General features: G+C 53.5%; 22 protein-coding genes. 17 read left to right on the forward strand and 5 right to left on the reverse strand.

Annotated features, from left to right (window positions below; all coding sequences use genetic code 11):
- Positions 1-147: 147 nt before the first annotated feature.
- The 6 genes from F3H12_RS02305 (at position 148) to yhbY (ending at position 4339) form a co-directional block, all read left to right on the forward strand.
- Positions 148-1491: an MATE family efflux transporter gene (locus F3H12_RS02305; protein ID WP_188118325.1), complete on the forward strand. Its 1344-nt coding sequence runs from the start codon at positions 148-150 to the stop codon at positions 1489-1491.
- A 132-nt stretch (positions 1492-1623) separates the two neighbouring features.
- Positions 1624-1935, forward strand: a complete 312-nt coding sequence (rplU, locus tag F3H12_RS02310) for a 50S ribosomal protein L21 (protein WP_149677734.1) — start codon at positions 1624-1626, stop codon at positions 1933-1935.
- Positions 1936-1944: 9 nt separating this feature from the next.
- The gene (locus tag F3H12_RS02315) at positions 1945-2277 is read left to right on the forward strand and encodes a ribosomal-processing cysteine protease Prp (protein WP_149677735.1); all 333 of its coding nucleotides are present in this window, start codon (positions 1945-1947) and stop codon (positions 2275-2277) included.
- 3 nt (positions 2278-2280) lie between these two features.
- A complete protein-coding gene (gene rpmA, locus F3H12_RS02320; RefSeq protein ID WP_149677736.1) occupies positions 2281-2556 on the forward strand; it encodes a 50S ribosomal protein L27 in 276 nt (91 codons plus the stop codon).
- Positions 2557-2678: 122 nt separating this feature from the next.
- Complete coding sequence (gene obgE, locus F3H12_RS02325; RefSeq protein ID WP_149677737.1) at positions 2679-3956, forward strand: GTPase ObgE; 1278 nt, start codon at positions 2679-2681, stop codon at positions 3954-3956.
- Between the two features lie 95 nt (positions 3957-4051).
- Positions 4052-4339, forward strand: coding sequence for a ribosome assembly RNA-binding protein YhbY (yhbY, locus tag F3H12_RS02330; protein WP_149677738.1), 288 nt, complete (start codon positions 4052-4054; stop codon positions 4337-4339).
- 74 nt (positions 4340-4413) lie between these two features.
- On the opposite strand, the gene F3H12_RS02335 is transcribed toward yhbY, so the two are convergent.
- Positions 4414-5103 carry an endonuclease III domain-containing protein gene (locus tag F3H12_RS02335; protein WP_149677739.1) on the reverse strand — a complete coding sequence of 230 codons (690 nt, stop codon included), beginning with the start codon at positions 5101-5103 and terminating at the stop codon, positions 4414-4416.
- A 158-nt stretch (positions 5104-5261) separates the two neighbouring features.
- Positions 5262-6026: an acyl-[acyl-carrier-protein] thioesterase gene (locus F3H12_RS02340; protein WP_243133164.1), complete on the reverse strand. Its 765-nt coding sequence runs from the start codon at positions 6024-6026 to the stop codon at positions 5262-5264.
- A gap of 212 nt (positions 6027-6238) precedes the next feature.
- Between F3H12_RS02340 and F3H12_RS02345 the strand changes: the two genes are divergently transcribed.
- Entirely contained in the window at positions 6239-7093 is an 855-nt protein-coding gene (locus F3H12_RS02345) for a TIM barrel protein (protein WP_149677740.1), read from the forward strand.
- Between the two features lie 262 nt (positions 7094-7355).
- Here F3H12_RS02345 and F3H12_RS02350 read toward each other — a convergent pair whose 3' ends face one another.
- Complete coding sequence (locus F3H12_RS02350) at positions 7356-8294, reverse strand: 1,4-dihydroxy-2-naphthoate polyprenyltransferase (protein WP_149677741.1); 939 nt, start codon at positions 8292-8294, stop codon at positions 7356-7358.
- A 189-nt stretch (positions 8295-8483) separates the two neighbouring features.
- Here F3H12_RS02350 and aroQ point away from each other — a divergent pair, with 189 nt between their 5' ends.
- The 4 genes from aroQ to spoVT all read left to right on the forward strand — a co-directional run bounded on the left by aroQ (position 8484) and on the right by spoVT (position 11400).
- Positions 8484-8930 (forward strand): type II 3-dehydroquinate dehydratase, encoded by a 447-nt coding sequence (aroQ, locus tag F3H12_RS02355; RefSeq protein ID WP_479694063.1) that lies wholly within the window; start codon positions 8484-8486, stop codon positions 8928-8930.
- Between the two features lie 60 nt (positions 8931-8990).
- A complete protein-coding gene (locus F3H12_RS02360) occupies positions 8991-10064 on the forward strand; it encodes a M24 family metallopeptidase (RefSeq protein ID WP_149677743.1) in 1074 nt (357 codons plus the stop codon).
- Positions 10065-10167: 103 nt separating this feature from the next.
- Positions 10168-10725, forward strand: coding sequence for an elongation factor P (efp, locus tag F3H12_RS02365; RefSeq protein WP_149677744.1), 558 nt, complete (start codon positions 10168-10170; stop codon positions 10723-10725).
- A 123-nt stretch (positions 10726-10848) separates the two neighbouring features.
- Entirely contained in the window at positions 10849-11400 is a 552-nt protein-coding gene (spoVT, locus tag F3H12_RS02370) for a stage V sporulation protein T (RefSeq protein ID WP_149677745.1), read from the forward strand.
- A 140-nt stretch (positions 11401-11540) separates the two neighbouring features.
- On the opposite strand, the gene F3H12_RS02375 is transcribed toward spoVT, so the two are convergent.
- Positions 11541-12944, reverse strand: coding sequence for an NAD(P)/FAD-dependent oxidoreductase (locus F3H12_RS02375; protein ID WP_149677746.1), 1404 nt, complete (start codon positions 12942-12944; stop codon positions 11541-11543).
- Between the two features lie 255 nt (positions 12945-13199).
- On the opposite strand from F3H12_RS02375, the gene pcrA reads away from it, so the two are divergent.
- The 4 genes from pcrA to F3H12_RS02395 all read left to right on the forward strand — a co-directional run bounded on the left by pcrA (position 13200) and on the right by F3H12_RS02395 (position 19963).
- A complete protein-coding gene (gene pcrA / locus F3H12_RS02380) occupies positions 13200-15398 on the forward strand; it encodes a DNA helicase PcrA (RefSeq protein WP_149677747.1) in 2199 nt (732 codons plus the stop codon).
- Positions 15399-15420: 22 nt separating this feature from the next.
- Positions 15421-16068, forward strand: coding sequence for an HAD family hydrolase (locus tag F3H12_RS02385; RefSeq protein WP_149677748.1), 648 nt, complete (start codon positions 15421-15423; stop codon positions 16066-16068).
- Positions 16069-16152: 84 nt separating this feature from the next.
- Complete coding sequence (locus F3H12_RS02390) at positions 16153-17232, forward strand: AAA family ATPase (RefSeq protein WP_149677749.1); 1080 nt, start codon at positions 16153-16155, stop codon at positions 17230-17232.
- Between the two features lie 379 nt (positions 17233-17611).
- The gene (locus tag F3H12_RS02395) at positions 17612-19963 is read left to right on the forward strand and encodes a SpoIIE family protein phosphatase (protein ID WP_188118326.1); all 2352 of its coding nucleotides are present in this window, start codon (positions 17612-17614) and stop codon (positions 19961-19963) included.
- Here F3H12_RS02395 and murC read toward each other — a convergent pair.
- On the reverse strand, positions 19955-21349 hold the full coding sequence (gene murC / locus F3H12_RS02400) for a UDP-N-acetylmuramate--L-alanine ligase (protein ID WP_243133165.1): 1395 nt from the start codon (positions 21347-21349) through the stop codon (positions 19955-19957). The two genes, F3H12_RS02395 and murC, sit on opposite strands and share 9 nt — an antisense overlap.
- A 224-nt stretch (positions 21350-21573) precedes the next feature.
- Here murC and spoVG point away from each other — a divergent pair, with 224 nt between their 5' ends.
- Together spoVG and glmU are read left to right on the forward strand one after the other, a co-directional pair.
- Positions 21574-21867, forward strand: coding sequence for a septation regulator SpoVG (gene spoVG, locus F3H12_RS02405; protein WP_149677752.1), 294 nt, complete (start codon positions 21574-21576; stop codon positions 21865-21867).
- 145 nt (positions 21868-22012) lie between these two features.
- Positions 22013-23386: a bifunctional UDP-N-acetylglucosamine diphosphorylase/glucosamine-1-phosphate N-acetyltransferase GlmU gene (glmU, locus tag F3H12_RS02410; RefSeq protein ID WP_149677753.1), complete on the forward strand. Its 1374-nt coding sequence runs from the start codon at positions 22013-22015 to the stop codon at positions 23384-23386.
- The last annotated feature ends 21 nt before the right edge of the window (positions 23387-23407 follow it).

Genomic DNA, 23407 nt, shown 5'->3' on the forward strand with positions numbered 1-23407 from the left:
GAAGGCTGTGGAATGCCCTGTCACTATCCGGGATAATCCGTCAAATCGCTGATTTTGACGGGTATCCCCCAAAATCGGCATACAGTGGTGTATAATATGTCCATATCATTTTCGCGGCCATACGGGCGTAAGATTAAGGTGCAGCAGATGTTCGACAGAAAACTCTTTTTCAGGCTCCTGTGGCCTGTTCTTATCGAGCAGGCACTGGCGACCACCATTGGCATGGTCAATACCATGATGGTCAGCGGTGTTGGCATGACGGCCATATCTGCTGTGAGCATCGTGTCATCCCTGAACTTTCTCATCATGAACCTGTTTACCTCCTTCGCCACCGGCGCAACGGTCGTGGTGGCCCAGAGCATAGGCGCCGGAGATATGGATAAGGCCAACAGAACCGCTGTCCAGTCCATGGTGGTCTGTGTGTTGACTGCCGTTGCCTGCGGCATCGCTTTCCTGATCTTTGGGGGAGCGACCGTCAATCTTCTGTTTGGGGAAGCGGAAGAACAGGTCAAGCAATATGCCAGGATCTACCTGAATTACTCCGCCCTGTCCTATCCGTTCCTTGCTGCCTTTTCCATGGCCTCCGGCATCCTGAGGGGCAGCGGGAATACCCGATCCCCCATGAGGATTTCCATTCTGTCCAATGGCATCAATGTGGGTGTTGGCGCCCTCTGCATTTATATTTTTGGATGGGGTGTGTCCGGCGTAGGCATTGCGCTTTTGCTGTCCCGCGTCGCATCGGCGTGCCTGATAGCCTTACTCCTCTACCACAACGATGGGGTCAATATCCGGAAATCATCCATGAAAGTGGAGCGGGACACCATTGTTCCTGTCCTTAAGATTGGCGTGCCAACCTGCATTGACGGTTTGATTTTCAACGGAGGGAAGCTCATCATACAAACTTTTGTGACGGCCCTGGGTACGGCTGCCCTGGCGGCCAACAGCATCGCCGGCTCCATCACCGAACTGATCAATATTCCCGGAACTTCCCTTTCCCTTGTGGCGGTGACCATGGTGGGGCAGGCCATCGGTTCCCGGGTTTATGGAAAGGAACTGCGGAAAATCATCAGATCCCTGACAGGCTATGCCGTCGTTTTTCTGGTGGTTACCACCCTGGTCACGGTTCCCCTGCTTCCGCTGATCACCCAGCTCTACTCACCGCCCGATGACGTGAAGGGCATGATATATGATGTGCTGAACATGGTGCTGCTGGTGATGCCCCTGCTGTGGCCTGTTGCCTTTGTGCTGCCATCCTGTATCCGAAGCACCGGGGATTCCGCCTGCGTGACGGTTGTTTCGGTGCTGAGCATGTGGTTTGTGCGCGTGCTGGGGGCATGGTTTACGGTCCATTATACCGGGTGGGGGCTCATGGGCATCTGGCTGTTCTGGTGCACGGATTGGCTGGTTCGGGGAATTGCCTTCATCATCCGGGCGAAAACAAGTCCATACATCAGCGGAAAGCATTGGCAGGCGCAGCCTGAAAATGTTTGACATGGGAAATGCCTTGTGATAGAATATAACGGCAACCGCACGAAAAAGGGTCCAAAATCGGATTATCCGCTAAACAGGCGGGTTGCATCCGTCCCTTCAGAGGCGAGATTGGGTGGAGGAGGTGCAAGCATAGTGTACGCTATTATCGAAACAGGCGGAAAGCAGTACAAGGTACAGGAAGGGGATACCCTCTTCATTGAGAAGCTGTCAGCCAATGAGGGCGATCAGGTCGTATTCGACAAGGTTATCGCCGTATCCAAGGATGGCAGCCTGAATGTCGGAACGCCGACAGTCAGCGGGGCTACTGTATCTGCAAAGGTTCTCAGCCATGGCAAGTCCAAGAAGATCATCGTCTTCAAGTACAAGCCCAAGAAGCATTCGAGAAAGAAGCAGGGACACAGACAGCCCTACACAAAGGTTCAGATCGAAAAGATCAACGCCTGATAGCAGAACATGACCAAAGCAACCATTTACCGTTCCAAAGACGGATTGATCAGGGGTTTCAGAATCAGGGGACATGCCGGTGCAGGCCGGCAGGGAGAATATGATCTGGTATGCGCGGCCATATCCGCCATCGGATATACCGCCATCGGCGCGTTGGATGAGCTGTGCGGCATAAGTGAATATACCGAATCCGACGGAAGGCTTGAGATGATGCTCCCCGACAACATATCCCCCGATGTTTTGGCCAAAGCCGAAATCATACTGGAAACCCTGGAAATAGGTTTAAAGCAAATTGAGATGCAGTATGCGAGGCATTTGCGCGTGATGAATAGGGAGGTGTAACCGATGGTAAGAATAAATCTGCAGCTGTTTGCCCACAAAAAGGGCGTAGGTAGCACCAAGAACGGCCGCGACAGCGAGTCCAAAAGGCTCGGCGTGAAGTGCGGAGACGGCCAGTATGTGCTGGCAGGTAACATCCTCGTAAGGCAGAGAGGCACCAAGATCCATCCCGGTGCCAATGTCGGCAGAGGCGGAGACGATACGCTGTTCGCCCTCATCGACGGCAGGGTGAAATTTGAAAGGCTTGACAAGACCAGAAAGAAGGTCAGCGTTTACGCCTAAAACTAATGGAGCTTGTGAGGGACGAGGCATCGTCCCTTCTTTGTTATCTTGGCGGTTTTGACGCATGTTACGCGGATCGGAAAAGAGAGACTGACCACATGGCGGATCCGAGGAGGATTTGAATGTTTATAGACATAGCAGAGGTTTATCTGAAAGCAGGCGACGGCGGTGACGGCGCCGTTTCCTTCCGCAGGGAAAAATATATACCCAACGGAGGACCCGACGGCGGTGACGGGGGCGACGGCGGCGATATCATCTTTAAGGTGGATATGGGGCTCAGGACCCTGGTGGACTTCCGTTACAAAAGGAAGTATATAGCCCCCAATGGCGAAAGGGGCGGCAGCAAGAACTGCAGCGGCCACGCCGGGGAGAACCTGGTGGTCAGGGTACCCCTGGGTACCATCGTGCGGGACAAGGAAACCGGCAGAATCCTGGCGGATCTTTCACGGGAAGGCCAGGAAGAGGTTATCGTTAAAGGCGGAAAGGGCGGTTGGGGCAACCAGCATTTTGCCACCCCCACCCGGCAGGCGCCCAATTTTGCCCGCAAGGGTACACCCGGCGAGGAGAGGACCGTGATCCTGGAGCTGAAACTTCTGGCCGATGTGGGCCTCATCGGATTTCCGAATGTGGGCAAATCAACGCTGCTGTCGGTGGTTTCGGCAGCCAGGCCCAAGATCGCCAACTACCACTTCACCACATTGTCTCCCAACCTGGGCGTTGTTTCGGTGGCAGAAGGGGCCAGCTTTGTCATGGCGGATATCCCCGGCCTCATTGAGGGCGCCCATGAGGGTGCGGGACTGGGGCACCAGTTCTTAAGGCATATCGAGCGTACGCGGCTGCTCATCCATATCGTCGATATATCCGAGGCAGACGGGCGGGATGCCATCCAGGATGTGGATGTGATCACCCGTGAACTTGAGAAGTATAATCCCGAGCTGGCGAAAAGGCCCCAGATCATCGCCGCCAACAAGGTGGACGCCCTGGCGGATACGTCCAGGCTGGAGCGGTTCAAAAGCGAGATGGAGAGAAGGGGATACCCGGTCTTTGTGATATCGGCGGCCACCAGGAAAGGCGTGGACGAACTGATCCGATATGCCTATGAAAGGCTGAAGGATTTGCCCGAGATCGTCCTGTTCGATCCTGCCCACAGGGAAACGGTGGCAGAGGAGAAGAAGGAAGAGCCGCCCTTCACCGTTACCAGGGAGAACGGCGTTTATGTGGTGGATGGACCGTGGATCCGGAAGATCCTGGGGTCGGTCAACCTGGATGACCGAGAATCCCTCCAGTATTTCCAGCGCGCCATGAAGAACAAAGGGGTTATTGAAGCGCTGGAAAAAGAGGGCATCCAGGAAGGCGACACCGTGCGCATAGGAGAAATCGAATTCGATTATATACCCTGATAAGCCGGTTCCGGGCAGGTTTATCCGGCTCGGACAGTCCGCCATTGCCGTTCTTCGGTCGGCAAGGCTGCGGGCCTTTTGAAGGAGAAATCAAATTGACAGGAAAACAGAGAAGCTATCTCAGATCCCTTGCCAATAACATACCGGCCATATTCCAGGTGGGCAAGAACGGGCTGGAAGCCAACAGCATCAAGCAGTTTGACGATGCGCTGGAGGCCAGGGAGCTGGTCAAGGCCAGCGTCATGCGCAACAGCCCGCTGACCGCCCGGGAGGCGGCCGATATCCTGGCCGAGAAGCTGGGAGCGGAAGTCATCCAGGTGGTTGGAAACCGGTTTGTGCTGTACAGGGAATCCAAGAACAACAAGGTGATTGAGCTGCCGTAACGGCAGTAAAATGATATGTATCCAGGAAGCCGTGTTTTGCGGCAGCGTTTTCCCAAGCAGAGCATGTCGCGCGCTTAGTCGGACAAACCTGTCCGCATGCATCCGCTTTCGAGGGGGCATCCGCTGCAATCCGGCTTCTTGCTGCAATGCTCCTTGGCATGCCGGACGATCAGGGCATGGTATTCCTTGTAGAGAAGGGGATCCTGTTTCAGCCGGTCCATGATCTGACGCTGCAGATCATGGTAGGTTATTTTGGCATCGCACAGCCCAAGCCTGGAAAAGAGCCTGATGGTGTAAATGTCTATGACGAAGACGGGCTGGTTATAGGCATAAAGCAGCATGTCATCAACGGTTTCCGGCCCAAGGCCCCATTGTGCCAGAAACAGTTTCCGATCCGGGGGCGGGTCGCACCGGTAGAATTGGGCGAAGGCTTTCAGTTTTTTGGCCTTTTGATTGTAGTAACCGCTGGATCGGATATGCCCGGCGATGGTGTCCACATCCATATCCGCAAGAGCGTCCGGATCGAGAATGTCCGCCTGGGCAAGGCATATAAGGGCCCGTTCGGCATTGCTCCAGGCCGTGTTCTGGGTCAGGATGGCGCCGACGCAGATCTCAAAGCGCTCTTGCCGGTTCAGTTCCCTGATCGAATTCTCGGGTACATAATGACACCGCCATCCATCCTTGTCCTTTTTGAGAAGGGGCCACCAGCCCTGCGGGCCGTAGGCCTCGTATAGACGTATGTATATTCCTTCAAAATCCCACATGTCTACTCCTTTATAGTCCACTGCACATGGTAGTCAGCATCCGGCATGTTCCATTCCGGATATGTTTTTGTCTTCAGGAACGCAGCCCTGGCTTCATGCCGGAGAGGCAGATGCATCCGATAGCTTCGGTACGGCTGTCCAACAGGATGACGGCATTGTCAGGGTTGGCTGATTGGCCGGACGGAGACCAGCGCCTTGAATGAGCGGATAGCGTTCTGGTTGATCCCTTCGATATAGAATAAGCCGTCCCGCAAGGCCGTTGCGTCCCTGTAAAGGGTCAGCCTGTCACCGGGCAGGGACTCATTCAGATAACTGATCTCCAGGCTTTTGAAGCTGAACTGCCGGTGCTCCTCCAGGCTGAAGCAATCCATGACGATATCGATGTATCTGGAATTATTGAGATGCTCGTTCAGATCAATTTCACTGTAGCCGATCACCTTGTCGTAGGCAATTTCCGGTGTGCCGAACGCCTTGAATCTTCCCAGCCTGCAGTCGATGGTCCGCTCCCTGGGGGTAAAGGGGTAATGGATGGGGATGGTTTCAGGTTTTTTCACTTCCCGCGTCCGGATGTCCATGATGACCCAGTTGGATGTAGCCCGGACCAGCACATGGTTTGAGGCGTCGCGGACCAGGAAGTCCCTGTCAAACTCCATTCTTTTGGGCAATTGGGGCCAGGTCTCCACCACGATTTCTTCCCCGAGCAGGGGCATCCTTTCCATATCCACCCTTATGCGCGTGAGAACCCAGGTAACGCCGAAGTCCTGGATCAGGCGCTCAATGCCGATGCCAAGGCTTTCTACATGCAGGTTGGCGACATCCTGGAAATAGTTGAATAGCGCGCTGAGCTTCAGCTTTTTCTGAAAGTCAACGTCTCCCGGTCTGATTTGGTAACGCTTCTCCATTGACGGAACAGGTTCCATCATACCGACTTCCTTTCACGAAACGTGCTCAGTTTCAAAAGCATTCTATCATGTGAAGCAGCAAATGGCAAATAAAAGGTAATATTTGGGAGTTTGGTTTTACTGGGGGCGCTCATAATAAAAAGAGTAAATGCTGAAGAAAGAGGGACCCTGGTAATCAGACCGATGGTCCTGTATAATGAAACGCAAGAAATTTGTCGGCGGGTGGGAATGAAATGATATGGTTTGGGCCGGCAGGCAACCCGAGCAGTTTTTACGATAAAGGCTACAAGCACTCATGGGAAATGCCCCAATGGCTGGCTGAGCTGGGGCTTAACGCCTATGAGTACCAGTGCACCAAGGGGGTGCTCCTGAAGGAGGAAACCGCTGCCCGGATAGGAGAAAAATGCAGGAAACACAATGTCCGCGTCAGCATCCATGCCCCCTATTACATCAATTTATCCAGCACGGAGAAGCAAAAAAGGGAAAAATCCATTGATTATATCCTGGAAACCCTTCGCATTGCAAAAATCATGGGTGCGGAACGCATTATCATGCATCCCGGCTATGTATCGGGAATCAGCCGTGAAACTGCCTTGGAACTGGCCAAGGATACGTTTTTGAGCGTCCTTGACGCGGTCAGGGCCGAAGGACTGGATGATATCACCATTTGTCCGGAAGTCCTGGGCAAGCACAGCCAGTTGGGAAACATTCTGGAAGTGGTAGAACTGTGCAGCCTTGCGGACTATCTGATTCCCTGCGTCGATTTCGGGCATGTGCACGCCCTCACCCGCGGCGGCCTGAAAAGCAAAAAGGAATATTTGGACATTTTGAAATTCATCGGTCAGGAGCTGGGCCAGGAACGGATGCGTACGGTCCATATGCATTTCAGCCGTGTCGAGGTGGGTAAGGGGGGAGAAAAAAAGCATTGGACCTATGCGGATACCCGGTATGGTCCGGATTTCGAACCGCTGGCCGAAGCCATCCTTGAACTGGGCATTGAACCCGTCATCATCAGCGAATCCAGGGACAAGATGGTGGAGGATGCCCTCACCCTGAAGCAGATCTTTGAGGCCGCGGCAAGCCGATAGAACAAGGGGACGGTTCTTTCTATGGGAAGTGAGGACTACAGAAGCTTCACACAAGAAGGGAGCCCGTAAAGGTTAAGGTCGCATTGCGATAAGGCGCCAAAACAGCCTGTGAGAATGGGAAAAGGGCGGCTGCTGTTTGAGCGGAGCGAGTTCAGCCGCCCCCCATTCGAACAGCTGCTGTTTTGCAGCCGTGCAGCACAGCGACCGGGCTTTACGGGCTCCCATGTACTGTACGATATGCCAAGGAAACCGTCCCCCCTGTCTACACAAGCCAGGCCAGGAGGGTGCTGAGAATGAGCGGAGCCATCACCAGGATGAGGTTGTCTACGGCATACCTGAAGGTGTCCTTCTTGGTCTGAAGCCTGCTGAAGGCCTGAAGGTTCCGCACTACCCTGAAAGCGGGGAGCAAGGTTATCAGGGACAGGACGGGAAGGTATCCGAGAACGATGCCGACAAGGATGTCCAGGTAGCACAGGACGTAGAGCAGATAAAACAGGATGAGCGCCTTTTCCTTGCCCATGCAGATGGGAAGCGTGTAGCGCTTGTTTTCAATGTCGTCCTCCACATCGCAGATATTGTTGGCCAGCATGATCCCGGCAATGAGAAGCATGGGCGGGATGAGAGCCACCGTTACGGGGAGCAGCACCTGCCAGTTGAGGATGATGGAGATATGCTCATTTTCCAGGACCAGCCGGATGGGCCTGCCGGTGAAAAGGGAAAGGTAGATGACGATGAACGGCAGGACATATCCCATGAAAAAACCCGAGAAGATCTCGCCCAGAGGGGTTCTGGATATGGGAAGCGGTCCTGCGGAATACAGGATGCCCACAAGGAAGCAGGCCATTCCCAGGAGCAGCACCATGTAATCGGCATGCAGGAAGACCAAAATGCCGAAGACAACGGCGATGGCAAAGAGGACGGCAATGATCAGGATAACCGTTTTTTCACTCATGCCGTAGCGGACGATGGCGTTATGCTTTTCATAGTTATAGCCATGCCGTTTTCTTGCCCGCTTCCAGTCCTGGTAATTGTTCAGAGCAGTGGTGAACATATCGAAGGCAAGCATGGAAATGAAGAAATAGATGAGGAGCAAAGGCTGCAGGCTGCGAAAACGGTATCCGGTGTAGACAATGCTCCATATAAAAGGTACGACGCTGGCTATCTTTGTCTGGATTTCAACCAGCTTCAGGAATGCTCTCATGGCAGGCCTCCTTGCATAAAGCTCTGGATTTTGATGCCATCTCCATTATATCATTTCCGGCTATCCGGTAAATTAGCGAAGCAATTGCAGCTCGCACCCCATGATTTCCATGTCTTTGTTGCCGATGAAATGCAAATCATATAAAATGTTGGATGAATGATTGATCTGGAGCAAGGGGGTTTAAAGATGCTGAAAATCAGAGTGATCAGCGGACCCAACCTGAACCTGCTGGGTACCCGGGAACCGAAAGTGTACGGAACCCAAACCCTTGAAGACATAGAAAACGCGTTAAGGCAGGAAGCCAGGGATTATGGTGTGGCGATTGAATTCTTCCAGTCCAACCATGAAGGCGCTATCATCGATTGCATCCATGATGCCGCGAGATCGGGTGTTCATGGCCTCATCATCAACCCCGGCGCCTTTACCCATTACAGCTATGCCATCCGGGATGCCATTGCCGCGGTGGGGATTCCCGCGGTGGAGGTCCATTTGTCCAATGTCCATGCCAGGGAGGAGTTCAGAGCCAGGTCGGTCATTGCTCCCGTATGCATGGGTCAAATCAGCGGGTTGGGAGCGTTGTCCTATTCGGCAGCCCTTTTTGCTCTTGTGAAGAAATTGGAGGAAACCAGGCCCTGAACCTGAAGGCCGGGTTGACCTGACGGAACGAGGGCGCTGGCATCAGAAAGAAGGTTTGCAATGAACGACAGACTGGGCAAAGTCAGAAACATCATATCGGAAAAGGGATTGGACGGACTGATCATCACAGGCCGGGCCAATACCTATTATCTGTCGGGCTTTTCCGGATCCACTTCCTATCTTCTTATCGGACGGGAGAAAGCATGGCTTGTTGTGGATTTCCGCTATACCATCCAGGCGAAAAACCAGGTCTTTGAAGGGATTGAAGTGGTGGAACATGCCGACAGCTTTTATGCGACCCTCGACGGGATCCTTGCCGAAGAAGGCATGGGCGCCGTGGGATTTGAAGGAAACCAGCTCACCTATTCGGAATATGAACGCTTCAAGGCCAGGCTGCCCCATGCGCAAAGGCTTGAAGGCATCGGCAATGAGATCGACCTTTTGCGGATCAGGAAGGATGCAGGTGAGATAGAAGCCATCGCCCAGGCCGTCCGGCTGGGGGATCAGGTTTTTGAAGAGATCCTGAAGGTGATTAAGCCAGGCATGACCGAGTCGGAGCTTGCGGCTGAGATCGAATACCAGATGAGAAAACTGGGGGCTTCCGGGCCATCCTTTGCCACCATTGTAGCCGCCGGTGAGCGCTCGGCCATGTGCCATGCGGTACCCACCGAGAACAGGCTGAAACCGGGCGACGCCCTGGTCCTCGATTTTGGCGTGATTTACCGCCATTATTGTTCGGATATGACGAGAACAATATTTATCGGGGAACCGGGCGAAGAGATGAAAAAGATATACCGGATTGTCCTGGACGCCCAGCTGGCTGCTTTGGAAAGCCTGCATTCGGGCATGAAGGCCAGCGATGCGGATAAAGTTGCACGGGATATCATCGCCCGGGCCGGATACGGCGCGCATTTCGGTCATAGCCTGGGCCACGGCGTGGGTATCGAGATCCATGAAGAGCCCAGGTTGTCCGCCAAGTCGGAGGATATCCTGCAGGACGGCATGGTTTTCTCGGTGGAACCGGGTATCTATGTGGAAGGCCTTGGCGGGGTGCGCATCGAGGATATGGTGGTGCTGGTTGACGGAAAACCCAGGAATCTTACAGGAAGTACCAAGGATATTATCATCCTGTAACGGGGCTTTGAACAGGCTTGCATAACGCTTGTTTTTGATTTAATATAAAATGGTAAGTTTGACAATATGGATTCACCCTATATTGAGAGGAAGGTTTCGAAACATGATTGTTGCAGGAGATTTTAAGAACGGCGTAACGTTTGAGATGGACGGACAGGTCTGGCAGGTGGTGGAATTCCAGCATGTCAAGCCGGGGAAAGGCGCAGCCTTTGTAAGGACCAAGATCAAGAACGTGATTTCAGGCGGTGTCATCGAGCGTTCATTCAGCCCGACCGACAAGTTTGAGCGGGCCCAGATCGAAAGAAGGGATATGGAATACCTCTACAACGACGGCGATCTGGCATACTTCATGGATGTTGAAACGTATGAGCAGCTGCCTCTCAACCTTTCCCAGATCAAGGATTCAATGACCTTTGTCAAGGAGAATATGGTCTGCAAGATTCTCTCCTATAAGGGCAACGTATTCGGTGTAGAACCGCCCATGTTTGTTGAGCTGGAAGTCACCCATACCGAACCCGGATTCAAGGGAGATACGGCTACCGGTGCTACCAAGCCTGCCACCGTTGAGACCGGTGCCCAGGTAAAGGTGCCGCTGTTTGTGAACACCGGCGACAAGATTCGTATCGATACGCGCACCGGAGAATACCTGGAACGCGTATAAAAGAGCAGAATACCGAAAGAGAGCCAAAAGGCTCTCTTTTTTCATGCCTGCATAAAATAAGGAATTCATCCAATACTATGAATGATTAGATTTTGACAGCTTGCATGAAAGGAGGCAAACATTTTGAAAGCAACCGGCATTGTAAGGAGAATAGACGATCTGGGCCGGGTAGTCATCCCAAAGGAGATCCGACGCACCTTGAGAATCAGGGAGGGAGATCCGCTGGAGATATACACCGATCGGGAGGGAGAGGTCATCCTCAAGAAGTACTCGCCCATCGGTGAATTGGGAGATTTTGCCGAGGCCTATGCTGAGTCCCTCCATAATACCAGTGGCCATATTATAGCAGTAGCCGACCGTGATTCCATTATAGCCGTGTCGGGCGGTTCCAAGAAAGACTTGCTCGAAAAGCCGTTGAGCCCGGATATTGAGAAAATCATTGAGAACAGGGATACCTTCGTGGCAAGCGATGCCGATGGCAAGGTTCCTGTGATAACCGACGATAAAGGCAATGCAAAGTATGCCTGCAAGGTTATTTCTCCCATCATCTCCGAGGGGGATGCCATTGGCGCTGTGATGATGCTGTCGGTGGATCCCAAGGTTAAAGTGGGTGAGGTGGAAACCAAACTTGTCCAGTCGGCCGCAAACTTCCTTGGCCGTCATCTGGAACAATGATTGCAGCAAATTGAATCGCCAGTCAATGCAGCCCGGACGCAGAAGCAAATGCGGTATGCAAAACAGCACCATTCACAGTGAGACAGGTTTGAAAAAAAGGAGTTGTCAAAAGACAGCTCCTTTAAATATGTTCATGATGTTCATTCGGCCTGCTTCCCGATCCGCCTGCTGATGGTCCGGGCCACCGACACGCCGCTGGCGGCCGCCTGGGACAATCCCCTGGTGATGCCGGCTCCGTCGCCGATGGCAAAAAAGTTCGGCCGTTGGGTTTCCAGCTCATTGCTCAACTGGAGCCTTGCGCTGTAGAATTTGACCTCAACACCGTAAAGCAGGGTGTCATGATTGGCTGTTCCGGGTGCGATCTTGTCAAGGGCCATGATCATTTCAATGATGTTGTCCAGATGGCGCTTGGTCAGGACCAGGCTTAGATCTCCCGGTGTAGCCTTCAGGGTGGGCCTGGTAAAGCTCTGGGACAACCGGTGCTCGTTGGTCCGTTTTCCTTTGATCAGATCGCCGAACCGCTGCACGATGACGCCGCCGCCCAGCATGTTGGACAGGGAAGCAATGCGCTTGCCATACTGATAGGGCTCGTTGAAGGGCTGGGTGAACCGGTTGCTGACCAGCAGGGCAAAATTGGTATTTTCGCTTCTTAAGGCCGGATCGGTATAGCTGTGGCCGTTCACCGTGATGATACCGTCCACGTTCTCGGCGACCACATGGCCATAAGGGTTCATGCAGAAGGTTCTGACCAGATCACCGTATTGCTTGGTCCTGTACAGGAATTTCGCCTCGTAGACCACGTCGGTGATTTCCTCGAAGATCTTTGCGGGAAGTTCCACGCGCACGCCGATATCCACCTGGTTGTTGATAAGCGAAAGGCCCAGTTTCCTGCACTGGTTGGCAAACCATTCGGCGCCGGTCCTCCCGGGGGCGACTATCAGGTAGCGGCACTCAGCGCTGGTGCCGTCGTTCAGGGTGATCCTGTACCCGTCCTGCAAGGCTTCGATCTCGGTGACCGGCGCGTTGCAAACCAGTTCCACCCGCTGGTTGAGATACTCGTAAAGGCGGGTCAGGATGTCCAGGTTGTTCTCGGTGCCCAAATGCTTCACTTCAGCGTCAAGAAGGTGCAAATCGTAGGAGAGCGCCTTCCGCGAGATTTCATGGGCGGCCGGGCTGTTGGTGGAAAAACGTTTGGTGGTGGCCCCAAACCGGACATTGATACTGTCTACGTATTCGATCAGTTCCATAATGGTTTCTGAATCCATGTAATCGGAGAGCCAGCCGCCAAACCGGGTGGTGAAATTGAACTTGCCGTCCGAAAAGGCACCGGCGCCGCCGAAACCGCTCATGATGGAGCAGGAAGGGCAGTTGATGCATGATTCGGTTTTCTTCTGGACGATGGGACAGCTGCGGCGGCCGATATCCCTGCCCTGTTCCAGCATGAGAATATCCATGCCCGGACAGAGCCTGTCGAGTTCATAACCGGCAAAAATGCCTGCTGTACCGCATCCAATGATGATCACATCATACTTGCTTTTTTTCATAACCACACAATCCTTTTTCAGAGATAGGATGCTTGCGCCATTTCATTCTACCATTCCCGCCGCTTTGCCTCAATAGATGAACCGCGGTCGCCAATACGGGCTTTATTATTGTGTGGCCGGATGTTATACTGTATGACTAAAGGCGCAAAAAGCGGCCGAATGTTTCCGAACAGATGTTTGAATTCGGAGAGCGTTTTATATATAATCAATTCGGGGTGTCCACCCATCCCAATCATGACACGGAGGTAACAGAGGATGCTTTTGGAGAACTTGAACGAGCAACAGAAGAAGGCTGTCCTGCATACCGAGGGACCGCTTTTGGTCCTTGCAGGTGCCGGTTCAGGCAAAACCCGTGTGCTGACCCACAGGATAGCTTATCTTGTGGGTGAGATGGGCGTGAGCCCCTGGAATATCCTGGCCATCACTTTTACCAACAAGGCTGCACGCGAAATGAAGGAGCGGCTGGAAAAGCTCATCGGCGCTCCGGCCAACGACCTGTGGGTGGGCACCTTCCACGCCTGCTGCGTCCGGATCCTTCGCCGGGAGATCGAGCGGCTGGGTTATGACAGAAGCTTTGTCATCTACGACACCGATGACCAGCAGACGCTGATTAAGAGCTGCCTGGAGCAGCTGGGCATCAATGAAAAGAACTTTCCGCCCGGCTCGGTGCTCCATGAAATTGGCCGCGCCAAGGACGAGCTCATCAGTCCGGCCCAGTACCTGAAGATGTATGCATCCGACTATCGCCTCGGCAAGATAGCCCGGATCTACGAGCTTTACCAGAAAAAACTCAAGTCCAATAACGCTTTGGATTTTGACGATATCATCTTCCACACCATCCGCATCTTTTCCGAGTTTCCGGAGGTACTGGACTACTATGCGGAAAAATTCCGCTACATCCATGTGGACGAATACCAGGATACCAATACGGCACAATATATGCTGGTCAGCATGCTGGCCTCAAAGCACGGCAATATCTGCGTGGTGGGCGATGACGACCAGATGATCTACGGCTGGCGGGGTGCAAACCTGCGCAATATCCTGGATTTCGAAAAGGATTTCAAATCCTGCCGGGTCATCAAGCTGGAACAGAACTACCGTTCCACCAAGACCATCCTGGAGGCTGCCAACCACGTGATCCAGAACAATGCCGGGAGAAAGCAGAAGAGGCTCTGGACCGAAAACCCGGAGGGCAGCCTGGTCAACCGGTATGAAGCTGCCGATGAGCATGATGAGGCCTATTACATAGCCGACGTCATACGATCCCTTAAGGCATCGGGCAGAAGTTACAGCGACATGGCCCTTCTTTACCGGATCAACGCCCAGTCCCGCGTATTCGAAGAAGTCTTCATGAAGACGGGCATTCCCTATAAAATCTACGGGGGTCTGAAATTCTACGATCGGAAGGAAATCAAGGATGTTATCGCCTGGCTCCGGCTGGTCCAGAACGCCGATGACGACATCAGCTTTTCAAGGGCCATCAATGTTCCCAAACGGGGCATCGGGAAGACAACCCTGGACAAGGTTGAGCAATTGGCAATCCAGGAGGATACCAGCATGTACCGGATAGCCTCCCGTGCAGAAGCGTACCCGGAACTGGCGCGAGCCTCACGGAACCTTCTGGGTTTTTGCAGGTTTGTGGAGGATTTGAAGGCCAGGTCCAGGGAAGCGGAGCTGGTGGATTTCATCGCGCTTCTGCTGGACAGAAGCGGCCTGGTCAGGGAACTGGAAAAGGAGTTGACCCCCGAGTCCATGACCCGAATCGAAAACATCAAGGAATTCCTGTCGGTGGCGCAGGAATTTGCCGAGAAAGCGGAAGAAAAGCCCACCCTTGAGGATTTCCTGGCCCATATCTCCCTGGTTGCCGATATTGATGATTCGGAGGAGGTGGGGGATCGGGTGGTCCTCATGACCCTCCACAGCGCCAAGGGCCTGGAATTCCCCGTGGTGTTCATCGCCGGTATGGAGGAAGGGGTTTTCCCCAGCTACCGCTCCCTCTACGACGAGGATCAGCTGGAAGAGGAGAGAAGGCTTTGCTATGTGGGTATCACCCGTGCCCAGGAAGAGATCTACCTGACAAATGCCAAATGCCGCATGCTCTTCGGAAGCACCTCCTACAACCGCGTATCCCGCTTCATCAGTGAAATACCGGATTCCCTGATAGCAAGCCCTGCCCACGGCAGGCCCACGCCGGCCGCTTCCAACAGCTGGCTGGGAAGCCGCGGCAAAATGGACCTGAACGACCTGAAAAGCAGGATACGGGCGTTCAACAGGGCATCCCAGGAGGAAGGCGAAAGCGTGGAAGTCGGCGATCGGGTGCTGCACAAGAAGTTTGGCGCAGGCACGGTCATGAAGAAGACCCCGGACGGCGGGGATTTCCAGCTGGAGATCCGATTTGACGATTATGGCATGAAACGGCTCATGGAGAGTTTTGCCAAGCTGAAAAAGATATAGAAAATGATCGAAAGGAGATCCTATGATTAAAGCACTGGTTTTTGACATGGACGGCGTCATCATCGACAGCGAACCGATTCAATGCGAGATTGCCGTCGCGGTGATGAGAAGCTTCGGCGCCGAGCCATCCCCAAGTGAGCTCTATGAGTTTATCGGCGTGACTAACCAGACCATGTGGCCCATCCTCAAGGAAAGGCACAACATAAAAGCCTCAGTGGAAGAACTGCTGGAAAGGCAGCAGGAGTATAAGAAAAAGCGCTTTTTCCAGGAACCCATTGAGGCCATCGACGGCATCGGGGACCTGGTAAAAACGGCTGTCGCAAAAGGCCTGAAGATTGCGCTGGCCACTTCGTCACCCAGGTATTTTGCCGAGCATATCCTGAAAACAACGGGACTTATGCCTTATTTTGATGTCATGGTCACAGCCGACGACATCACAAGGAGCAAGCCCGATCCGGAGATCTATCTGAAAGCCGCGCAGCATCTGGGGATCGAACCGGCAGCCTGCGTGGCCATCGAAGACGCGGAACTGGGCATCCAGTCGGCAAAGAGCGCCGGCATGCGGGTCATCGCATTCAAAAACCCCAATTCCGGCAGGCAGGATACCAGTAAGGCCGATTTTGTGGTAACATCTATACGGGATATTGATCTGGACAAGCTGGACATTTAGGAGGCTGAACCGCGCCCTGCTGATACACGCTTTCGCAGCGAGGATGCCGTTTTTGGCCCGAAGACGGAAAGGTATGACCGAACCATGGATGATCCGAACAAGTCAAAAATGGATTTCAATGATCTGTATAAGCTGCTTGACGAAATGGACAGCGTATTGAGGCGCAACCCTCTTGGCCGGGTCTATGACGACCTGTATACCAGGAACACGGCATCCCTTGAGGCTGATCCGGGGCCGGCCGGACAGGAGGAACCGCCGGTTCAGTATGGCACAGGGGAGGCGCCCGGAAAGGAAGAGATTGCGGACACCGCTCCCCGGAAGAGCCTAGAGGAACTCATGGCCGAGCTGAATGCGCTGGTTGGCCTGAAGAAGGTCAAGGAGGATGTCAAATCCCTGGCCAACATGGTCAAGATCATGAAGATGCGGAAGGAAAGAGGTCTGCCCGAGGTGGAGATGTCCCTGCATCTGGTCTTCACGGGAAACCCGGGAACGGGAAAGACTACGGTGGCCCGCCTCCTTGCCGGGATCTACCGCGAGATTGGCGTGCTTTCCAAGGGGCATCTGGTTGAGGTGGACCGTTCGCGCCTGGTGGCCAAGTACGTAGGCCAGACGGCCCCCCAGGTGATGGAGGTCGTGAAGGAAGCCATGGGCGGCGTGCTTTTCATCGATGAGGCCTATTCCCTGGTATCCCGAAGGGGCGAGAACGACTTCGGATTTGAAGCGGTGGATACCTTGCTTAAGGCCATGGAGGATCACCGGGATGACCTGATCGTGATCGTGGCAGGGTATCCCGACAAAATGGAGGAATTCCTGGATTCCAACCCAGGGCTCCAGTCCCGTTTCAACAAATACATCCATTTTGAGGATTATTCGCCGGAGGAACTGGTGGCCATCTTCGACAGGATGTGTGAGAAGAACGGTTATAAAACCACCGACGAGGCAAGAGAAAAGGTTGCCGGAATGCTTGAAACGCTCTATGAAAACCGCACCGAGAACTTTGCCAATGCCCGGACGGTGCGCAACCTCTTTGAGAAGATCCTGACCGTGCATGCGGACCGGCTTGCCGAAAAGGAGAGCATAACCGATGAAGAGCTGGTTACCATAATCGGCGAGGATGTGGACAAGATAGACCTGGAAGAGATGATGTATTATAAAATTGAGTAGTATTGGGATTGTGGCGGCTGTAGAGCCGCTTTTTTTACCAGGGGGACGGTTCTTGCTACACACGCAAGCCATACCTGCTGTGTCATTGCGAGCACCGAGTAAACGGTGCGCGGCAATCTCATCATACCTGTGGATAGCTGCGGAAGTGACTGAGATTGCTTCGTCGCTTCGCTCCGACAACTGAACGCTTACTCCCGGACTCTTGTTATTTCCCTATATCCGTAAATAATACTAAAATTGCACCATGGCTCATATAATTAACCGGGCGCGGCCGGATGGGCTTTTTCTTTCCCGTTTGCCGGCGGAAAACCGGTGTGGCTTATGGGAAGAAAAGTGCCGTTTGCGCCTTCTTACCAATGAAGAGGAACGGGGGATGCAAATGGATAACGCAGCGGAAATAAAGGCGCGTGACCATGGTTTCAAGCTTCTTCTCAAATGGTTCGGGCAGATCACGTTTTTCCGGTTCGTACAGGCAATCCTGTGCTTTTTCTTCACACGGGCCAGCTTCTTTGAAGTCCTGCGTCCTTTTGGGCTGGCCTTTTACTGTGCTGCGCAGTTTTCCGGTCCGGACAGGCTCCTGGCCGTTGTTGCGCTGACAGCGGGCAATCTCATTCATTCCGGCTTTTTCGAAGCGTTTCGTCAACTGGCTGCTGTGCTGATCTTTGAGTTGCTGCTCCATTTCCGCAGCCTCAGCGGGCATGCCAAACCCACGGTCCTCAACCGCTCGGTGATGATGGGCCTCACGGTACTGGCGACCGGGTTGGTCAAGGGGCTTGTGCAGGGATTCCATGTGTACGATCTGGTGGCCTCCCTGCTGTGCGCAGCCTTTGCGTTTTCGGTTGCCGTGCTGATACAGCCTGCCCTGATGCAGAAGGATGATATCAAGGCCAGCCTGTACAGGCAAAACGGCAGATTGACGGCAGCAAAGGCCATACTGGCCTGCCTGTCCATCATCAGCCTGGAGGGCTTGTTCATAACCGAACTGGACCTGAGCGGCATGATGGCAGGCCTGGTGGTCCTTGTCTTTGCCCGCAGCAGGGGAAGCGCATGCGCTGCCTGTATGGGTGCCTGCATGGGATTTGTGCTGACCATGTACCGAATCCCGGGTGCCCTGGAACTGCCTGGGTTGTATGCACTGGCCGGTGCGGCAGCCGGACTGCCTTTCAGGAGAAGAGTTGTGCCGGTATTCCTCTGGACAGCGGTCATCCTTTTTTTCACAGGCTTGTCCATCCTGAATGGCAACATGATCATGGGATACTACAGCATCATGGTGGCAGGCGTCTTGTTCCTTTTCATCCCTGCCAAACCTCTGAACATCCTGTGCGAATACCTGGCCGGCCCCAAGGCCCGCAAGGCGCTGGATGACGAAGTGGGCAGACGGGCGTCCCTGGAGGCTTCCGACAGGCTGTACATACTGGGCAAGGCGCTTGCAAGGGTTTCCAGGAATGTTCAGGAGTTTCTGAATGACGAGACCGAAAACGAGCGGACCATGGCAGAGTCGGTGATGGAGATCGTAGCCGACAAGGTCTGCCGACGCTGCCCGCAATGTGAAAGGTGCTGGGGTACCAATTTCATGAAGACCTACAAACTGGTGGAAAAAGCCCTGTCCGAACTGAAGACCGATGAAACCGGGCTGCTGGAGATACCCGGATGGTTCCGCAATACCTGCACCAGGAACGATCGGTTTGTCGAAAGCCTGGGCATCGCTTTCTCCATCTACAAAACGGAAAGGGTCTGGAGGGCCAGGCTCAATGAGGCAAGGGAACGCATTGCAGAGCAGGCCGGCATCATCTCGGGAAACATCATGAGCATTGCCCGTTCCATCGTGGAACACAGGAGCAGGAATTACGAGATTGAGGAAAGCTTTCTTGAGGCTGCTGCAAGCTCGGGGATTCCTGTTGCGGATATCCGGATAGGGTCGGACGGTGGATCCAGGACTTCCGCAGATGTGGTGTGCGAGGGGATTCACAGGATCAACATGGACCAGCTGGACAATCTGGTCAAAGCCTTCCTCGGCAGCCAGATTGTCAGGATAGGGGAGATGAGGCGGGATATGCTGGGCTATTCGGTACTCCGGTACATGAACAAGCCCAGATACCGCACCATAACGGGCGTAGCCCGCCTTTCCATGGAGAAATCACCTGTATCCGGGGACAGTTTCACCTTTTTCATCAACGGTTCAGGTCTCCATATCAGCGCCATCAGCGATGGCGCCGGCAGCGGCAAACGGGCCGAGCGCTACAGCAGAAACACCATCCAGATGCTGGAGTATCTCATGGACGAAGGCGTGGACATCGCTTTTTCCTTTCAACTCATCAGGTTATACCTGGGCATCAGGGGAGAAAGGGAGATCCTGGCGACCTTGGATGCCTGCGCCATCAATCTGATGGACGGAAGCGTCCGGTTCTACAAACTGGGTGCACCGGCTTCCTATATCAGGAGCATGGAGGGTGTCAGCGAGATCTCCGGAACAGATTCCGACGGGGACTCCGGTGATGAAGAGGACAAGCCCACCGTATACAGGGTTTCGGAGGGAGATTTCGTGATCATGGTATCCGATGGCGTTTACGATGCCTTTTGCGATAAAGGGCAGCCAACGCTGCAGAAGTTTATTGCGGCCCTGGATACGCTGAACCCGCAGCAGATGGCCGATATGATCCTCACGGAAGCCAATCTGCGAAGCAACGGCGCCCGGGATGACATGACCGTGCTGGTGACGCGCCTATGGTGAGTCGGTTGCAGCCAGATACATCTCGCCAACCTTATGGATATCCCCGGCCCCCATGGTGAGGATCAGGTCGCCCGACTGGGCGTTTTCGCCGAGAAAGGATACGATACCGGCAAAATCAGGAATATAGACGGCGTTGCCCGTATTCCTGTTGATGCCGTCCGCCAGGGCGCGGGCATGGATGAGCCCGGTATCCTTTTCCCTGGCCGCGTATATATCGGCGACCACCACGGTATCCGCCAGGGCGAAGGAACGGGAAAAATCGTCCAGGAGTTCATAGGTCCTGGTATAGGTGTGGGGCTGGAAAATGCAGAACAAACGGCCTAATGCAAGAGCCCGGGCCGCCTGCAGGGTAGCCTGAATCTCGGTGGGATGGTGGGCATAATCGTCCAAGACGCGAATGCCGTTCTTTATGCCCTTGTCCTCCAGCCTTCGGTGGGTGCCCCTGAAGCTTTCCAGACCTTTGATGATGGCGGTCTGAGGGATGCCCAGGGCATGGCAGGAAGCAATGCAGGCCAGCGCATTTGAGACGTTGTGGAGGCCGGGCACCGAAAGCTTCACCCTGCTCCAGGACGATTTCTTATGATAAACCGTAAAGCTTGCGCAGCCGTTTTCAAAAGCGATATCCTCGCAGGTCCAGTCCGCTTCCGGGGATTTCAGACCATAGGAAATGAAAGGCCTGGTCAGGGATTTGGAAAGCAGACGGGTTTGGGGATCGTCAAGGTTGAGAACGATGGTACCCGGGTTCCTCACCTGTGAAAGGAAGGCTTCAAAGGAGGAACGGATGTGATCCACATCCCTGAAATAATCCAGGTGATCGGCATCGATATTCAGAACCACGGCAAGGGAGGGTCTGAATTTCAGGAAGCTGTCCTTGTATTCACAGGCTTCCGCAACGAACCAGCCACTGCTGCCTATCCGCGTATTGCCGCCGATGGCATCAAGAAGCCCGCCCACGTGGATGGTGGGATCGAGCCCGCCTTCCAGCATGACTTGGGATATCATGGACGTGGTGGTGGTCTTCCCGTGGGTACCTGAAACCGCGACGGCATGCTGGAAATGATCCATGATGACGCCCAGGAGCTCCGCCCGTTCCATGACAGGAATACCCTTGCTGCGGGCTTCGGTCAGTTCGGGATTATCCTGGGGGATGGCGGCCGAGTAGACCACCAGGTCCTGGTTGGTTATGTTCGAGGCCTCATGGGACGGAAAAACGATCGCTCCCATGTTCTTCAGCCTGTCGGTGATATCGGACTCATGCAGATCGGAACCGGTAATTTTAACGCCTCTATGCATCAATATTTCAGCCAGACCGCTCATGCTGATGCCGCCAATGCCCACCATGTGAACGGTAATATTTCCTGGCGAAAACGTAAAGCGGTTAGTCATGCATACACGCTCCATACTTTTATGTCAGATCGATTATATACCAGTGGACAAGATGGATACAAGGTTCACAGAGGAAGTATTCCATTGTTCAGGAAAAAATATGCAATAAAAATTTACTTAAATTTTATAAATAAGAAGGATATTTGAAATTTATGCCGAAATATTGTATTATAAATTACACTACTATAATCTACATGTAAAGAACGGAAGGTGGGCTGCTAAAAATGGAGATAACAGATATCAGAATCCGCAAGGTAGAAGCAGAGGGAAAAATGAAGGCTGTCGTGTCCGTTACCTTTGATAACGAGTTCGTTGTACACGACATCAAGATCATTGAGAGTCAGAGCGGAATGTTTATCGCAATGCCGAGCCGTAAGACCCCCTCAGGGGAGTTCAGGGACATTGCGCATCCTATCAATGCAGATGCGAGGAACAAGGTCCAAAGCGCCATCCTGGAGAAGTACCAGTCCATGCTTGCAGAGGAAGAAGCGGCTGGAGCCCTTGCCAGTATGGAATAATAGAAACTGATTCAGATTATTTATTTGGCACTTATGTATTTAAGTGCCTTATTTATTTTTCCGTGAATTATCAGTCTGCACAATTGAAAACAAAGGCCGAAAATGAGAGAATGTTGGGTGGAAAGCCATCGAAAGGAGCATTGTTATGCGAGATTTGGTAACCGTGATCCTTGCGGCCGGAGCGGGTACGAGGATGAAATCCCATACCGCAAAGGTTCTGCATAAAATCTGCGGGCAGCCTATGCTGGCTTATGTGATGGATGCGGCCAGAAAGGCCGGTTCAGGTGAAATTATCGCGGTGCTTGGACACCAGGCGGAACAGGTGAAGGAAGCGGTAAAGGATGTCGCCTTTGTGCTTCAGGAGCAGCAACTGGGTACCGGCCATGCGGTTATGCAGGCAAGGCCCCTTCTGGAGGGAAAAAGCGGTACCGTGCTGGTCCTTTACGGCGATACCCCGCTCATCACGGGAGATACACTGAAGCAGGCCTACGAGGTCCATTTGGAGAGTAAAAACCAGGTTACGGTCATCACTGCCCGGGTGCAGGATCCCACCGGCTACGGCAGGATCGTCCGGGACGGGGATGGCAGGATCCGCGCCATTGTGGAACACAAGGATGCCACAGAAGAGCAGAGGGCCATTCAGGAGATCAATTCAGGCATGTACTTCTTTGAAATCCCTGCGCTTTTGAAGGCACTGGACAGACTCAACAACGCCAACAGCCAGGGGGAGTACTACCTTACCGATACCATTGAAATCATCCTGTCCGATAACGGTTCGGCAGGTGCTTACCTTATCGGCGACAGCACGGAGATCCTTGGGATCAACGATCGGATTCAGCTTGCCGAAGCTGAAAGGATTATGCATGACAGGATCGTACAGACCCATATGAAGAACGGGGTGACTTTCATTCTCCCCGAAACTTCGGTGATCGCCCCCCAGGTGGAAATCGGCAGGGATACGGTGATATATCCCGGGACCATCCTGGAAGGCAGCACCCGCATCGGGGAGCAGTGCGTCATAGGTCCCTATTCACGTATTGTTGACAGCACCATTGGGAATGATGTTCATGTTATGAACTCGGTTATCCTGGAATCGGAAATCAGGGCGAAAACCAAGGTCGGGCCCTTTGCCTACCTGAGGCCCGGAAGCAAAATTGGCTGCAATGTCAAGATCGGAGATTTCGTTGAGGTCAAGAAATCCGAGATTGGAGACAACACCAAGGTATCCCATCTTACCTATATCGGGGATGCCCAGATCGGCAGGAATGTCAATCTGGGATGTGGGGTCGTGGTTGTCAACTACGATGGGGTCAAAAAACATAAGACTGTGGTCGGGGATTATGCCTTTGTTGGCTGCAATGTCAACCTGGTATCGCCGGTTGAGGTGAAAGAGCACGCCTACATCGCGGCGGGCTCCACCATCACGGAAGAAGTCCCCGCGTACTCCCTGGCTATCGCGCGCAGCCGGCAGACCATCATCAGCGATTGGGTCAAGCGGAAAGGGCTTGACAAGAAATGATTGAACTTCGGAGGTTTCATT

The sequence above is a fragment of the Thermoclostridium caenicola genome, assembly GCF_900142095.1.
Taxonomy (GTDB): Bacteria; Bacillota; Clostridia; order DSM-8532; family DSM-8532; genus Thermoclostridium_A; species Thermoclostridium_A caenicola.